At 66.9% G+C, this 15,176-nt stretch carries 11 protein-coding genes; 3 read left to right on the top strand and 8 right to left on the bottom strand.

Features of this window, described 5'->3' with window-relative positions; translation table 11 throughout:
- Positions 1 to 157 precede the first annotated feature (157 nt).
- The 7 genes from AC1DX5_RS19490 to AC1DX5_RS19520 form a co-directional block, all read right to left on the bottom strand.
- Positions 158 to 2,278 (bottom strand): ATP-binding protein, encoded by a 2,121-nt coding sequence (locus AC1DX5_RS19490; protein WP_478016884.1) that lies wholly within the window; start codon positions 2,276 to 2,278, stop codon positions 158 to 160.
- Positions 2,279 to 3,541 carry a biotin synthase BioB gene (gene bioB, locus AC1DX5_RS19495; protein WP_478016887.1) on the bottom strand — a complete coding sequence of 421 codons (1,263 nt, stop codon included), beginning with the start codon at positions 3,539 to 3,541 and terminating at the stop codon, positions 2,279 to 2,281.
- Positions 3,538 to 5,679, bottom strand: coding sequence for a methylmalonyl-CoA mutase (gene scpA / locus AC1DX5_RS19500; RefSeq protein WP_478016889.1), 2,142 nt, complete (start codon positions 5,677 to 5,679; stop codon positions 3,538 to 3,540). Before scpA ends, bioB begins: the two co-directional genes overlap by 4 nt.
- Before the next feature lie 127 nt (positions 5,680 to 5,806).
- Complete coding sequence (locus AC1DX5_RS19505) at positions 5,807 to 6,589, bottom strand: enoyl-CoA hydratase-related protein (RefSeq protein WP_478016891.1); 783 nt, start codon at positions 6,587 to 6,589, stop codon at positions 5,807 to 5,809.
- Positions 6,589 to 7,008, bottom strand: coding sequence for a methylmalonyl-CoA epimerase (gene mce / locus AC1DX5_RS19510; protein ID WP_465170279.1), 420 nt, complete (start codon positions 7,006 to 7,008; stop codon positions 6,589 to 6,591). Before mce ends, AC1DX5_RS19505 begins: the two co-directional genes overlap by 1 nt.
- Positions 7,005 to 7,544 carry a hypothetical protein gene (locus AC1DX5_RS19515; protein ID WP_465170280.1) on the bottom strand — a complete coding sequence of 180 codons (540 nt, stop codon included), beginning with the start codon at positions 7,542 to 7,544 and terminating at the stop codon, positions 7,005 to 7,007. The genes mce and AC1DX5_RS19515 overlap by 4 nt, the downstream gene beginning before the upstream one ends.
- Positions 7,545 to 7,624: 80 nt before the next feature.
- The gene (locus AC1DX5_RS19520; protein ID WP_478016893.1) at positions 7,625 to 9,151 is read right to left on the bottom strand and encodes an acyl-CoA carboxylase subunit beta; all 1,527 of its coding nucleotides are present in this window, start codon (positions 9,149 to 9,151) and stop codon (positions 7,625 to 7,627) included.
- 226 nt (positions 9,152 to 9,377) lie between these two features.
- On the opposite strand from AC1DX5_RS19520, the gene AC1DX5_RS19525 reads away from it, so the two are divergent.
- Together AC1DX5_RS19525 and AC1DX5_RS19530 are read left to right on the top strand one after the other, a co-directional pair.
- Positions 9,378 to 10,766, top strand: a complete 1,389-nt coding sequence (locus AC1DX5_RS19525; RefSeq protein WP_465174538.1) for a helix-turn-helix domain-containing protein — start codon at positions 9,378 to 9,380, stop codon at positions 10,764 to 10,766.
- A 264-nt stretch (positions 10,767 to 11,030) separates the two neighbouring features.
- Positions 11,031 to 11,942, top strand: coding sequence for a DMT family transporter (locus AC1DX5_RS19530; protein WP_478016895.1), 912 nt, complete (start codon positions 11,031 to 11,033; stop codon positions 11,940 to 11,942).
- Positions 11,943 to 12,078: 136 nt separating this feature from the next.
- Here AC1DX5_RS19530 and AC1DX5_RS19535 read toward each other — a convergent pair whose 3' ends face one another.
- The gene (locus tag AC1DX5_RS19535) at positions 12,079 to 13,092 is read right to left on the bottom strand and encodes an SDR family oxidoreductase (RefSeq protein WP_478016897.1); all 1,014 of its coding nucleotides are present in this window, start codon (positions 13,090 to 13,092) and stop codon (positions 12,079 to 12,081) included.
- Positions 13,093 to 13,202: 110 nt separating this feature from the next.
- Between AC1DX5_RS19535 and acs the strand changes: the two genes are divergently transcribed.
- Complete coding sequence (gene acs, locus AC1DX5_RS19540; RefSeq protein WP_478016899.1) at positions 13,203 to 15,143, top strand: acetate--CoA ligase; 1,941 nt, start codon at positions 13,203 to 13,205, stop codon at positions 15,141 to 15,143.
- Positions 15,144 to 15,176: the final 33 nt, after the last annotated feature.

Consider the following 15,176-nt stretch of genomic DNA (forward strand, 5'->3'; position numbering starts at 1 on the left):
GGCCGGTTTGGGTCCATCGAAATATTGTCGCAATTTGTCGCCCCGGAACGCGGAACGACCGAAATAACGCGCTTTTTCACAATCTTGCAGTGTCGTTACTTGCCCGGTCGAAGACCAAAATATACTCCGACAAGCACCGCGGAGCGCTGTCCGGCGGTTATTCCAGCTCCAGGATCACCGCATCCACCGCGAGGCTGTCGCCCGGCGCCGCATTGATCGATTTGACCCTTCCGGTCTTGGCGGCGCGCAGGATATTCTCCATCTTCATCGCCTCGACCACGGCGAGCGGCTGGCCCGCCTCGACCTTGTCGCCCGCCGCGACATCGAGCCGCATCAGCAGCCCCGGCATCGGCGCGAGCAGGAATTTCGACAGGTCGGGCGGGATCTTCTCGATCAGGTGTTTCGCGAACGGCGCGACATGCGCGGGCAGCACACGCGCCTGGTGCGAGGCGCCGCGTGTGGTCAGGCGGAACCCGGCGCCGGCGCGCGCGATCTTCACGATCAGTATTTCGTCGCCGATCTCCGCCTCGACCACCCGGTCGCCCGGCGTATATTCGAGCGCAATGTCCAGCTCCTCGCCATCGACGGTGAGGCCGTCGGGCGAGATCGTCACCGCATGCTCGGCATCGCCGATCTTCACCACCCAGTCGGACGGCGGCTGGAGCCGCTTGCCAAGCTGCCCGTCGATCCGCCGCGCGCGGTCGGCCTCGGCGGTCGCGGCAAAGGCGGCGATGGCGGCGAGACTGCGGACCAGTTCGGGCGATGCCGGCGCGCCGTGGAAACCATCGGGATATTCCTCGGCGATGAAGCCGGTGGTCAGCGCGCCTTCGCGGAAGCGCGGATGCTGCATCAGCGCCGAGACGAAGTCGATATTGTTGCCCGGCCCCTCGATCTCGAACGCGTCGAGCGCCGCGATCTGGGTGTCGATCGCTTCCTCGCGCGTCGGTGCCCAGGTGATCAGCTTGGCGATCATCGGGTCGTAGAACATCGAGACTTCGCCGCCCTCGCGCACGCCGTCATCGACGCGGACATAGGCTTCGCCGTCCGCTTCTTCTCCCCTCCCGTTGACGGGAGGGGTCGGGGGAGGGCCTGTCCTGTCGGAGGCGGAGTCCGTGACAGGCCCTCCCCTAACCCCTCCCGCAAGCGGGAGGGGGACTTCATGATAGGGCGTCTCAGTGCTCGCAGGAGGGTTATACCGCACCAGCCGCCCGATCGAGGGCAGGAAGCCGCGATAGGGGTCCTCGGCATAGACGCGGTTCTCGATCGCCCAGCCGGTGAGCGTGACGTCGTCCTGGGTAAAGCCAAGCGGCTCGCCCGCGGCGACGCGGATCATCAGCTCGACCAGATCGAGGCCGGTGATGCATTCCGTGACGGGATGCTCGACCTGGAGCCGGGTGTTCATCTCGAGGAAGTAGAAACCCTTGCCCGAGCTGTCGGCGCCCGAGACGATCAGCTCGACCGTGCCCGCGCTGAAATAGCCGACCGCCGCGGCCAGCGCGACGGCCTGCTCGCCCATCGCCTTGCGCATCTCGGGCGTGACGAAGGGCGACGGCGCCTCTTCCACGACCTTCTGGTGGCGGCGCTGGATCGAGCATTCGCGCTCGCCGAGATAGACGATGTTACCGTGCTGGTCGCCCATCACCTGGATCTCGATATGGCGCGGACTCTCGATGAACTTCTCGATGAACACGCGGTCGTCGCCGAAGCTGGCCAGGCCCTCGCGCTTGGTCGCCTCGAAGCCCTCGCGGACGTCCTGCTCCGAATAAGCAAGCCGCATGCCCTTGCCGCCGCCACCGGCCGAGGCCTTCATCATCACCGGATAGCCGATGTCCGAGGCGATGCGCACGGCATGCTCGGTATCGTCGATCTCGCCGAGGAAGCCGGGCACGACATTGACGCCGGCCGCCTTGGCCAGCTTCTTGGATTCGATCTTGTCGCCCATCGCGGCGATGGCGTTCGGCGGCGGACCGACGAACGCGATGCCGGCCTCGGCGCAGGCGCGCGCAAAGCTCTCGCGCTCGGACAGGAAGCCGTAACCCGGATGGATGCAGTCAGCGCCGGTTTCCTTGGCCGCCAGCAGGATCAGGTCGGCCAGCAGATAGCTCTCGCCCGCCGGCGGCGGGCCAAGCCGCACGGACTCGTCGGCCATCAGTACATGCGGGCTGCGCGCATCGGCATCCGAATAGACCGCGACGGTGGCGATCCCCATTTTCTTGGCGGTACGCATGACGCGGCACGCGATCTCGCCGCGGTTCGCGACCAGGATTTTCTTGAACACTTACTCCCCTCCCGCTTGCGGGWGGGGTTGGGGGAGGGCCTGTCCCGCTACAGCCAGGTCCGATCTGAAGGACAGGCCCTCCCCTGGCCCAGTTTCAGGTGAACGATGCCCCGCATCGTTCAGGTCAAGCCGGGGGCTTGACCGACCTGAAACTCGCAGGCGGGAGGGGGATTTTTCGCGCATCGGCTCCTCGCCCTCCATCGGCTTGAGGCCGAGCTTGGCGAACAGCGCTTCGTCCGCACCGCCGCCGGCATTGCCGGTGGTCAGCAATTTCTCGCCGGTGAAGATCGAGTTGGCGCCCGCCATGAAGCACAAGGCCTGAGTCGCCTCGCTCATGCTCTCGCGGCCGGCCGAGAGGCGGACCATCGACAGAGGCATGGTGATGCGTGCGACCGCGACGGTGCGGACGAATTCGATATCGTCGATCTTGGCGAGCGGCGTGTCGGCGAGCATGTCGCCCAGCACGGTGCCCCGGACCGGCACCAGCGCATTGACCGGCACGCTCTCCGGGTGGCGCGGCAGCGTCGCCAGCGTGTGGACGAGACCGACCCGGTCGGCCCGCGTCTCGCCCATGCCGACGATCCCGCCCGAGCAGACATTGATGCCGGCCTGGCGGACATTCTCCAGCGTGTCGAGCCGGTCCTGGAAGGTCCGCGTCGTGATGACCTCGCCATAATGTTCGGGCGAGGTATCGATATTATGGTTGTAGTAATCGAGCCCCGCCTTGGCCAATTGATGCGCCTGATGCGGCTCGAGCATGCCGAGCGTCATGCAGGTCTCGAGGCCCATCGCCTTGACGCCCTCGACCATCGCGACGACCGCGCCCATGTCGCGGTCCTTGGGGTTGCGCCAGGCGGCGCCCATGCAGAAACGCTGCGAGCCCGCCGCCTTGGCCTCGGCGGCGGCGGCGAGCACGGCCTGCACTTCCATCAGCTTCTCGGCCTTGAGGCCGGACTCTGCGGAAGCCGACTGGGAGCAATAACCGCAATCCTCCGGGCAACCGCCGGTCTTGATCGAGAGCAACGTGCAGAGCTGCACCTCGCCCGCGGCGTGGTGCGCGCGATGGACTTCGGCGGCGCGGAAGACGAGCTCGGTAAAGGGCAGATCGAACAGCGCGGCGATTTCCTGGCGGGTCCAGTCACGACGGATCGCCCCCTCTCCGTTCGTTTCGAGCGAAGTCGAGAAACCCTGCGCAACGTCCAGAGCCGGCTTCTCGACTTCGCTCGAAGCGAACGGACTGGGAGTGGCAACCAACACGTTCATTCAGCAGCTTCCTCGATCGGGGGCAAATTATGCCCCAGCAATTTCAACACCTCGCCGGCCGCATTCACCAGATTGGTGCCAGGCCCGAAAATCCCCTGCACCCCGGCATCGCGCAGATACTGGTAATCCTGCGCTGGGATCACGCCGCCCGCGATCACCTTGATATCGCCCCGGCCCGCGTCGCGCAGATGGCCGATCAACTCCGGGATCAAGGTCTTGTGTCCCGCCGCCAGCGACGAAGCGCCGACCACGTCGACATCGGATGCAATGGCGAGATCGGCGGCTTCCTTCGGCGTCTGGAACAGCGGCCCCGGCACCACCTCGAAGCCGAGATCGCCGAATGCCGAGCTCACCAGGTTCGCCCCGCGATCATGCCCGTCCTGCCCCATCTTGGCGACGAGCAGGCGCGGCTTGCGCCCCATGCGATGCGTCAGCGACGTGACCCCGTCGAGCAGCCCGAGCCAGCGCCGATCGAACTCGTGCGCCCCGCCATAGATGCCGGAAACGGGCGTCGGATTGGTGCCGTAGCGCCCGAACACATCCTCCATCGCCTGGCTGATCTCGCCCAGGGTCGCCCGCTGCCGCGCGCATTCGACCGCGAGACCGAGGACATTCTCCGTGCCGGCGGCACCTTCGCGCAGCGCGTCGAGCGCTGCCCGACATTTGTCCTCGTCACGGCCGGCCTTGGATTTCCTGATCCGCGCGATCTGCGATTCCCGCACCGCGACATTGTCGACGTCGAGGATGTCGATCGCATCCTCCTCCGCCAGCTTGTACTTGTTGACGCCGACGATCACGTCCTCGCCCATGTCGACCCGCGCCGCACGCCCGGCCGAGGCTTCCTCGATCATCGCCTTGGGCCAGCCTGCCGCGACAGCCTTCGCCATGCCGCCCTCGGCCTCGACCCGCTCGATGATCTCCCAGGCCTTGTCGAACAGCTCCTGCGTCAGGCTCTCGACATAATAGCTGCCGCCAAGCGGATCGACGACATGGGTCATGCCGGTCTCCTCCTGCAGCACGATCTGCGTGTTGCGCGCGATGCGGGCGGAGAAGTCGGTGGGCAGCGCGATCGCTTCGTCGAGCGCGTTGGTGTGCAGGCTCTGCGTGCCGCCGAGCATCGCCGCCATCGCCTCGATCGTGGTGCGGATGACGTTGTTGTACGGGTCCTGCTCGGTCAGCGACACGCCCGATGTCTGGCAATGCGTGCGCAGCATCTTGGAGCGCTCATCCTTCGCACCGAGGTCGGTCATCACCCGGTGCCAGAGTTTCCGCGCCGCGCGCAGCTTGGCGACTTCCATGAAGAAGTTCATGCCGATCGCGAAGAAGAAGCTCAGCCGCCCGGCGAACGCATCGAGATCGAGCCCCGAGGCCATCGCGGCCTTCGCGTATTCGCGCCCGTCGGCGATGGTGAAGGCAAGTTCCTGAAGCTGCGTCGCCCCGGCTTCCTGCATGTGATAGCCGGAGATCGAGATCGAGTTGAACTTCGGCATGTGCCGCGAGGTATAGCCGATGATGTCCGAGATGATCCGCATGCTCGGTTCGGGCGGGTAGATATAGGTGTTGCGGACCATGAACTCCTTCAGGATGTCGTTCTGGATCGTGCCGTCCAGCTGCTCCTGGGGGACGCCCTGCTCCTCGCCCGCGACGATGAAGAAAGCGAGGATCGGGATCACCGCGCCGTTCATCGTCATCGAGACGGACATCTTGTCGAGCGGGATGCCGTCGAACAGGATCTTCATGTCGTCGATCGTGTCGATCGCCACGCCGGCCTTGCCGACATCGCCCGTCACGCGCGGATGATCGCTGTCATAGCCGCGATGCGTGGCGAGATCGAACGCGACCGACAGGCCCTTCTGCCCGGCGGCGAGATTGCGGCGGTAAAAGGCATTGGACGCCTCGGCTGTCGAGAAACCGGCATATTGCCGGATCGTCCAGGGCCGCCCGGCATACATCGACGCGCGCACCCCGCGCGTGAAGGGCGCGAACCCGGGCAGGCCGGGGTCGATATCGGCCACATCCTCGGCCGTGTAGAGCGGCTTGACCGCGATGCCCTCGGGCGTCTGCCAGGTCAGGTCCTTGCCCTTCACCTCCTTCGCGGCGGCGGCTTGCCAGGATTCGAGATTAGGCTTTTCGGTCATCGCCCAAGTCCAAAATCCCGTTCGGGCTGAGCTTGTCGAAGCCCCGCCCTTTCTTGCGACCGAAGAAAGAAGGACAGCCCTTCGACAAGCTCAGGGCGAACGGTGGAAAATGGGCGGTCGCGCGTCATCACGCCCCCCGGAACGCCGGCTTGCGCTTCTGCAGGAAAGCGATGCCGCCCTCCATCGAATCCGCCGACCCGCGCGCGGCGCGCTGGTTCTCGGCCTCGCGCACCATCGCGGTGGCGTAATCCACCTCGAGCGCATGGGCGAGGCCGCGGCGCATCAGGCCGAGCGCGACCGTCGGCCCCGCCGCCAGCCGCTCGGCCAGCGCGAAGGCTTCGGCATCGAGGGTGTCGTCTGCCGTCACCTTGTGGATCATGCCCCAGTCATAGGCCTTGGCCGCAAGCACGCGTTCGCCGAGCATCATCATCTCGGTCGCGCGCGCCTTGCCGATCAGGCGCGGCAGCATCCAGCTCGCGCCGCCATCGGGCACCAGGCCGATATTGACGAAGGCCTGGAGGAAATAGGCGGTCTCGCTCGCGACGCAGAAATCGGCGGCGAGCGCGAGGCTGCACCCAATCCCCGCCGCCGGCCCGCGCACCGCGCTGACCACCGGCACGCCGAGATCGGCGACCGCCTCGATCGTCCGGTTATAATGGTTGGTCAGCGCCTGATAGGTCGCCTCGCCCGGATTGTCCGCGCCGAGCGCCCCGCCCCCTACATCCGCGCCCGAACAAAAAGCACGCCCCGCGCCCGCGAACAGCACTGCCCGCGCGCCGTCCAGCGCGCCCAGCGCCGCGCGCAGTTCGTCGAACATCGCCGGCGGCGCCGCGTTGAGCCGGTCGGGGCGGTTGAGGGTGAGCACCAGCACGTCGCCGCGGCGCTCGCTCAGGATATGCTCATAGGCCATCAATGATCCCCCTTCGGCGTTTCCATGATCTCGGTCAGCACGCCGCCCATGTCCTTCGGGTGGACGAAGAAGATCGGCGTGCCATGCGCGCCAATGCGCGGCTCGCCGAGCACGCGCTTGCCCTTGGCCTCGAACCAGGCCTTGGCTTCGAGGATGTCGGGCACTTCGTAGCAAAGGTGATGCTGCCCGCCCGCCGGGTTCTTCTCGAGGAAACCGTTGATCGGCGAAGTGGCGTCGTACGGCTCGATCAGCTCGATCTGCGTGTTGGGCGTGTCAACGAAACACACTTTCACGCCCTGCGCCGGCAAATCGAACGGCTCATGGATGCGGGTCGCCCCCATCACGTCGCGATAAAAGGGGATCGCCGCCGCGATCGACGGCGTCGCCACCCCGACATGGTTGAGGCGACCGATGATCATTGCGCCGGCGCGGCCTTGGGTGCGGGCGTCGGCGCGCGTACCGGCGCCTGGCCCAGGACATAGCCGCAGGCCTCCAGCACCTGCTTGACCGGGGCTTCGCTCGGCGGGCCGGCGAAGCTCGCATCGATCGGGTTGTTCATCGGATCGATCACGCGCAGCTTGATCAGCTTGGCGTGCGCGATCGCGCTGGTCAGCGTCGTCACGATCTGGTCGTCGGCGATATAGGTCCCGCTGCCCGGGAAATCCCAATTGGCGCCCAGCGGCGCGGCCCCGTCGACCTGGATCGACACCGGGCGCGGCGTGGCCGCCGCGAAGGGCAGGGTCGGGATGAACTGGATCGACACGACATTGTCGGCGCGCCGGTCGCAGCGCACGACCAGCCGGCCCTTACCCTCGACCGAGGAGACCGAGACCGAGCCCGATTGCGCGCCGGTCGCCGGATCGACCTTCATGCGGGGAGTCCAGGGTGCCACGGGGGCGGGCACCGCCGCGGCCGGCGCCGCTGCCTGAAGAGCCATGGTCAGGAAAAGGATCATCGCGTCACCTGTCGTTTGTTGAGCATCCTACCCTGCGCGCAAGCCGGTATTGAGCGCAACCGCCCCATATCGGCCTCGCGTCAGAGCGGTATGTTATCGTGCTTCTTCCACGGATTTTCGAGGCTTTTGCCGCGCAGCTTGCGCAGGCCGAGCGCGATGCGCCGCCGGGTCGAATGCGGCTGGATCACTTCGTCGATAAAGCCCTTGGACGCCGCCACGAACGGGTTGGCGAAGCGCGCCTCATATTCGGCGGTGCGCTCGGCGATCTCCTCCCGGCTCCTGCCGCGAAAGATGATCTCGACCGCGCCCTTCGCGCCCATCACCGCGATCTSGGCSGTCGGCCAGGCATAGTTSAGATCGCCGCGCAGATGTTTCGACGCCATGACGTCATAGGCCCCGCCATAGGCTTTCCGCGTGATGACGGTGATCTTCGGCACGGTCGCTTCGGCATAAGCGAAAAGCAGCTTCGCGCCGTGCTTGATGATGCCGTTCAGTTCCTGCGCGGTCCCCGGCAGGAAGCCCGGAACGTCGACAAAGGTGACGATCGGGATCTCGAACGCATCGCAGAACCGCACGAAGCGCGCGGCTTTCTTGGACGAATTGATGTCGAGGCAGCCGGCCAGCACCATGGGCTGATTGGCGACGAACCCGACGGTGCGTCCCTCGATCCGCCCGAAGCCGATGATGATGTTCGCTGCATGCGTCGGCTGGATCTCGAAGAAATCGCCCTCGTCGACGGTCTTCCGGATCAGCTCGTGCATGTCATAGGGCTGGTTGGCCGATGCCGGGACGAGCGAGTCGAGGCTCTCTTCCACCCGGTCCCACGGGTCGGAGCTCGGCCGCTCGGGCACTGCCTCGCGGTTCGAGGCGGGAAGGAAGTCCACGAAGTCGCGGGCCGCGCGCAGCGCCTCGATATCGTCATCAAAGGCCACGTCAGCGACCCCCGACTTCGTGGTATGCGTCACCGCTCCGCCCAGTTCCTCCTGCGTGACGATCTCGTTTGTAACGGTCTTCACTACATCCGGGCCGGTGACGAACATGTAGGAGCTATCCTTCACCATGAAGATGAAGTCGGTCATGGCGGGGGAATAGACGGCGCCCCCCGCGCAAGGCCCCATGATCAGCGAAATCTGCGGGACGACCCCGCTGGCCAGCACATTGCGCTGGAATACCTCGGCATAGCCGCCGAGCGAGGCGACGCCTTCCTGAATGCGCGCGCCGCCCGAATCGTTCAGGCCGATCACCGGCGCGCCGACCTTCATCGCGGTGTCCATGACCTTGCAGATCTTCTGCGCGTGCCGTTCGCTGAGCGACCCGCCGAACACGGTGAAGTCCTGGCTGAACACGAACACCAGCCGGCCGTTGATCGTGCCCGATCCGGTGACGACGCCGTCGCCCGGAACGATTTGATCCTGCATGCCGAAATCGACGCAATTATGCTCGACATACATGTCGAGCTCCTCGAACGAGCCCTCATCGAGTAACACCTGGAGCCGCTCGCGCGCGGTCAGCTTGCCCTTGGCGTGCTGCGCGGCGATCCGCTTCTCGCCACCGCCCATGCGGGCGGCCTCGCGCCGGCGCTCAAGCTCCTCGATCGTCGACGGCATGCACTACTCCGGAATGGGTGGGCCTCTCTTTCAAGGTGCACGGCGTTTTGCAAATGTGAATTTGCGAAGTTGCGAACAAGCCGTTTGCGAAGTAGTTGAACCATCCCCATCGCCGTTCGGGCTGAGCTTGTCGAAGCCCTGTACTTTCTTCTTGCCTCTCGAAGAAAGAACAGCCTTTCGACAAGCTCAGGGCGAACGGAAGAGAGCACCTGACCGGAGCCCGAATTTGCCCCGCACCCCACGCCTCTATGCCGGCGAACAGCTTCGCGCCCTGCGCCGCTCGGCGGGCCTGAACCAGGCGGCGATGGCCGCGCGGCTGGGCATTTCCGTTTCCTATCTCTCCCAGCTCGAAAGCGGCGACCGGCCACTGACCCCATCTGTGACCGCCGCCCTGCGCCGCCGCCATCCCGGCGCGCTGATCGAGAGCGACGCGCCGGCCATGCGCCTCACCGGCCTGGCCGCCGCGCTGGCCGATCCCGCTCTGCCCCCGGCCCCGCCGCCCGAGGCGATCGAGCGGCTCGCCGAGGAGCGGCCCGAGATCGCCGACCGCATCATCGCGCTCCACGCCGCGGTGCGCGCCGCCGAGGAACGGCTGCAGATGGTGGAGGAAAGCATGACCTCCGGCATCTCCGATGCGGGCGCGCGCATGCCATGGGAAGCGGTGCGCGACTGGTTTCATATCGCGGGCAATTATGTCGACCCGCTAGACCGCGCCGCCGAGGCGCTGGCGGAGCAGCTCGGCCCCGGCGAAGCGGCGCTGGTCGCCCGTCTCGCCGACCACGGTGTCACCATCGTCACGACCCCGGACGAAGCGGCGCCACTGCGCGCGCTCGACCGCCAGCGCGGCAGGCTGACGCTCAACGGCGCGATGCCGCCCGAAAGCCGCCGCTTCCTGATCGCCCACCAGCTCGTCGCGATCGACTTCGCGGACGCCATCCAGGAGATCGTCGATGGCGCATCGGTATCGAGCGTCGAGGCGCGCAACCTGCTGCGCATCGGCCTCGCCAATTACGCCGCCGGCGCGCTGACCATGCCCTATGCCCGGTTCCGCGCGACGGCCCGCCAGATGCGCCATGACATCGACCGGCTGTGCCGCCGCTTCGGCGTCAGCTTCGAACAGGCCTGCCACCGCCTGTCGACGCTGCAGCGCCCCGGTGCGGAAGGCATCCCCTTTTATTTCTGCCGGGTCGACATGGCCGGCAACATCACCAAGCGGCACTCCGCGACCCGGCTGCAATTCGCCCGCTTCGGCGGCGCCTGCCCGTTATGGATCGTGCACGAGGCCGTCGCGATCCCCGACCGGATCCTCGTCCAGCATGCCGAAACGCCCGATGGTGTGCGTTATGTCTCGATGGCCAAGGGGCTGGTGAAACCCTCGGGCAGCTTCACCCGCAGTCCGCGCCGCTATGCCGTGACCCTGGGGTGCGAGGCGGAGCATGCCGCCGACTTCGTCTATGCCGACGCGCTCGACCGGAGCGCGCCGCCGATCCCGATCGGCATCTCCTGCCGGCTCTGCCCACGCGACGATTGCGACCAGCGCGCCTTCCCGCCCGCCGACCGCGACATCGCGGTCGACCCGGACCTGCGCGGCACCGTGCCGTACCGGGTGGTGTAGGCCCGGGGCGAGATCCCGCCGACTATCCCTCTCCGGTCGTCCTGAGCTTGTCGAAGGGCCGTTCTTCTTTCCACAGTCGAAAGAAAGAGCAGGGGTGCCACTCCAAACCGCCACCCCGGGCTTGTCCCGGGGTCCATCGTCCCGCACACACCACACCCGTTGTACGCGCGGCACGATGGATGCCGGAACGAGTCCGGCATGACGTTTGGGGAAAACGGCCTACCGCCATCTGGCCGAACGAGTGCCCATGCGATAACGGCCCCCATGCAATCCACCACCGCCGCACCCTCCGCCCTGTTGCGCGCCCATCTCTTTCTCGCCATCGTCATGCTGCTCTGGGCCGGCAATTCGATCGTCGGCCGCGCGGTCCGCGACGATATTCCGCCCTTCACCCTGGCGCTGGTGCGCTGGGCCGGCGCGGCGATGATCCTGACGCCCTTCGCGTGGAGACGCCTCCGCGCCGACGCCACGACGCTGCGCGCGCAGTGGCGCGAGGTGCTGGTCCTCGGCCTGCTCGGCGTCGCCGCGTTCAACGCCTTTCTCTATTCCGGCCTGCACCACACCACCGCGACCAATGCGATGCTGATCCAGGCCGCGATCCCCGCACTGGTCGTGCTTTTTGGCCGCCTCTTCTTCGGCGAGCGGGCGCGGGCGCTGCAGATCCTCGGCGTGATCGCCTCGACCATCGGCGTCGCGTGGGTCGTCTCGGCGGGCGATATCGACACCTTGCTCCATCTCCGGCTCGGCGCGGGCGATGCGCTGATCCTCGCGGCGAGCCTGGTCTGGTCGCTCTACACCGTGCTGCTCCGGCTCCGGCCCGAGGTCGATCCGCTGAGCTTCCTCATCGTCACCTTCACGATCGGCGCGCTCGCCATGCTGCCGCTCGCGGCCCATGAATGGCTGAGCGGCGACGCGGTCCGCTGGCGTCCGGCGACCTTCGGCGCCTTCGCCTATGTCGCGGTGCTGCCGTCGATCCTCGCCTATTTCCTCTACAATCGCGCGGTCGGCATGATCGGCGCGGGGCGGGCCGGGCAGATGATCACGCTGATGCCGCTGTTCGGCGCCCTACTCGCGGCGCTGCTGCTGGGCGAAGCGCTCCACGCCTTCCATTTCTGGGGCATGACCTTCATCGTCGCCGGGATTGCACTCTCGGCGATCGTGGGGAAGGCGCGCTGAACCCTTTCTCGTCTCGTTCCCCGGCGAAGGCCGGGGCCCAGTCGGGGGACGATTCTGATTGGCGTTGCGTGCCGTTACTTCAGCCTTCCCGACTGGGCCCCGGCCTTCGCCGGGGAACGAGGAGGGAAGCCCGCCCTCAAACCTTCAATATCCCCCGATCGATCAGGCTGCGCGCGGTGTCGACGATCGATTCTTCCTCGGGCCTCGTCTTCCAGCCCAGCACCTCAAGCGCATGGCTCGAATCCACTGCCCTTGTGCGTCCGAGCTCGCCGACGATCTGTCGCACGCCGCTGTCGAACAGCCCCATCAAGCGCAGGACGACATCGGGGATGCCGCGTGTCGGCACCTTGCGCGCCTCTCGCCCGAGCCGCGCGCGCAGCACCTCGCCGATCTCGCGCGTCATCATGAACCGGCCCGACCCGATGAAGCGCTCATTCGACACGTCGGGCGCGGTCAACGCGCGGACGTGCAGGTCGGCCAGGTCGCGCACATCGACCACCGCCAGTCCGATCCGCGGAAAGCCCGGCACCGAACCGTCCATCAGCCGCTTCACGAATTCGATCGAGGTCGAATAATCCGTGCTCATCACGGGCCCGAGCACCGCTGACGGATTGATCGTGCAGAATTGCATCGCCCCGCCCTGCTGCGCCACCCAGTCGCGCGCCGCCCGCTCGGCGATGGTCTTCGACTTGGCATAGGCGTTCACGCCGGGGGCGGTCACGTCGGTCCAGTCCGCCTCGGTATAAGTCCGGTCCCCCGGGTGCCCATAAGCGATCGCCGCGACCGAAGAAGTCATCACGAAGCGCGAAACACCCGCCTCCGACGCGAAGCGGAGCGCCCGGAGCGCCCCCTCGCGCGCCGGCACGATCAGCTCGTCCTCATGCTTCGCCGCGGCGAGCGGAAAGGGCGAGGCGACATGCGCGACATGGCTGCACCCGGCGACTGCCTCGGCCCAGCCGGCATCGTCCGTGAGGTCGGCGGCGAAGAAACGGATCGACGATCCCGGCACACCGAGCGCCGCGCGCACCTCGGCCTCACGCTTCAGCGATCGGACCGTGGCATTGATCGTCCACCCCTCGGCGGCAAGCTGGCGGATCAGATAGCCGGCGATGTACCCGCTGCCGCCCGTGACCAGGATCGTGCCCGTCATGTGCTTGTCCCCTCCCGTGGAGGACGGGTCTACCATCGAAACGGAGGGGCCGCCAAGCCGGGCTTGCAATCGCTCCTTCTCGCGGCAAAGAGAGCGCGCAGGAGAACGCCATGTCCGATCAGACGCTCTATCCCGTACCACCCGAATGGGCGAAGCGCGCACGCTTCGACGCGGACGGATATGAGACGCTTTATGGACGCTCGCTTGCCGATCCGGGCAGCTTCTGGCTCGAACAGGCACGCCGGCTCGACTGGATCAAGCGGCCCGAGATCGCCGGCGACTGGTCGTTCGGCGAAAAGGATTTCCACATCCAGTGGTTCGCCGACGGCCGGCTGAACGTCGCGGCCAATTGCCTCGACCGGCACCTCGCGAAGCGCGGCGAGCAGACCGCGTTGATCTGGGAACCAGACGAGCCGGGCGAGGAGCCGCGCCGCTTCACCTATCGCGAGCTCCATGCCGAGGTTTGCCGCTTCGCCAATGTGCTGAAAGGCCAGGGCGCGAAGAAGGGCGATCGCGTCACCATCTACATGCCGATGATCCCGGAGGCGGCCTTCGCCATCCTTGCCTGCGCGCGGATCGGCGCGATCCATTCCGTGGTGTTCGGCGGCTTCTCGCCCGAGGCGCTGGCCGGGCGCATCACTGATTGCGACAGCGCGATCGTCGTCACCGCCGACGAAGGCCGGCGCGGCGGCAAGCGCATTCCGCTCAAGGCGAATGTCGATGCCGCCGCCGAGCGTGCGCCGGCGCTGAGGACCGTGATCGTGGTGCAGGCGACCGGGGGTGCCGTGACGATGCGCGAGGGCCGCGACGTCTGGTATCATGACGCAGCGAAGGACGAGTCCGCCATTTGTCCGCCCGAGCCGATGGGCGCCGAGGACCCGCTGTTCATCCTCTACACCTCGGGCTCGACCGGCCAGCCCAAGGGGGTGCTCCACACCAGCGGCGGCTATCTGCTCTGGGCGAGCCTCACGCATGAACTGGCGTTCGATTACCGCGCCGGAGACGTGTGGTGGTGCGCCGCCGATATCGGCTGGGTCACCGGCCATAGCTATATCCTGTACGGCCCGCTCGCCAACGGGGCGACGACGCTGATGTTCGAGGGCCTGCCGACCTGGCCCGACGCCAGCCGCATCTGGCAGGTGATCGATCGCCACAAGGTCCACACGCTCTTCACGGCCCCCACGGCGCTCCGCGCGCTGATGAAGGAGGGCGACGATTATGTGAGCAGGACGAGCCGCGCCTCGCTCAGGCTGCTCGGCACGGTCGGCGAGCCGATCAATCCCGAGGCATGGCGCTGGTATCACGATGTGGTCGGCGAGGGCCGCTGCCCGATCATCGACACCTGGTGGCAGACCGAGACCGGCGGCGCGATGATCGCCCCGATGCCCGGCGCGACCGACCTGAAACCGGGCAGCGCGACCCGGCCGATGCCGGGCGTCGACCCGCAACTGGTCGATACCGAGGGCAATGTGCTGAATGGCGCGACCGAGGGCAATCTCGTCATCGCGAAGAGCTGGCCGGGGCAGATGCGCACCGTCTGGGGCGATCATGATCGCTTCTTCCAGACCTATTTCACGACCTATCGCGGCAAATATTTCACCGGTGACGGGGCGCGGCGAGACGAGGACGGCTATTGGTGGATCACCGGCCGGGTCGACGACGTGATCAACGTGTCGGGCCACCGCATGGGCACCGCCGAGGTGGAATCGGCGCTGGTGCTTCACCCCAAGGTCGCCGAGGCCGCGGTGGTCGGCATGCCGCATGACATCAAGGGCCAGGGCATCTACGCCTATGTCACGCTCAATTCGGGCGAGACCGCGTCGGACGAGCTGCGCAAGGATCTGGTCAAATGGGTCCGCACCGAAATCGGCCCGATCGCCGCGCCCGACGCGCTGCAATTCGCGCCGGGCCTGCCCAAGACCCGCTCGGGCAAGATCATGCGCCGCATCCTGCGCAAGATCGCCGAGGGCGACGTGTCCAGCCTGGGCGACACCAGCACGCTGGCCGATCCGGCGGTGGTGGATGATCTGGTGGCGAATAGGGTCAAGTAGCCATCGGCTCGGCTGGGACCGGCTGAAGGCCCA

Source organism: Sphingomonas sp. P2_B6 (genome assembly GCF_056404755.1).

What these genes read in the sequence shown, in the direction of transcription:
- scpA (WP_478016889.1), bottom strand. Translation starts at nt 5,679, where the DNA reads ATGACCGAAAAGCCTAATCTCGAATCCTGGCAAGCCGCCGCCGCGAAG.
- AC1DX5_RS19505 (WP_478016891.1), bottom strand. Translation starts at nt 6,589, where the DNA reads ATGGCCTATGAGCATATCCTGAGCGAGCGCCGCGGCGACGTGCTGGTG.
- mce (WP_465170279.1), bottom strand. Translation starts at nt 7,008, where the DNA reads ATGATCATCGGTCGCCTCAACCATGTCGGGGTGGCGACGCCGTCGATC.
- AC1DX5_RS19515 (WP_465170280.1), bottom strand. Translation starts at nt 7,544, where the DNA reads ATGATCCTTTTCCTGACCATGGCTCTTCAGGCAGCGGCGCCGGCCGCG.
- AC1DX5_RS19530 (WP_478016895.1), top strand. Translation starts at nt 11,031, where the DNA reads ATGCAATCCACCACCGCCGCACCCTCCGCCCTGTTGCGCGCCCATCTC.
- AC1DX5_RS19535 (WP_478016897.1), bottom strand. Translation starts at nt 13,092, where the DNA reads ATGACGGGCACGATCCTGGTCACGGGCGGCAGCGGGTACATCGCCGGC.
- acs (WP_478016899.1), top strand. Translation starts at nt 13,203, where the DNA reads ATGTCCGATCAGACGCTCTATCCCGTACCACCCGAATGGGCGAAGCGC.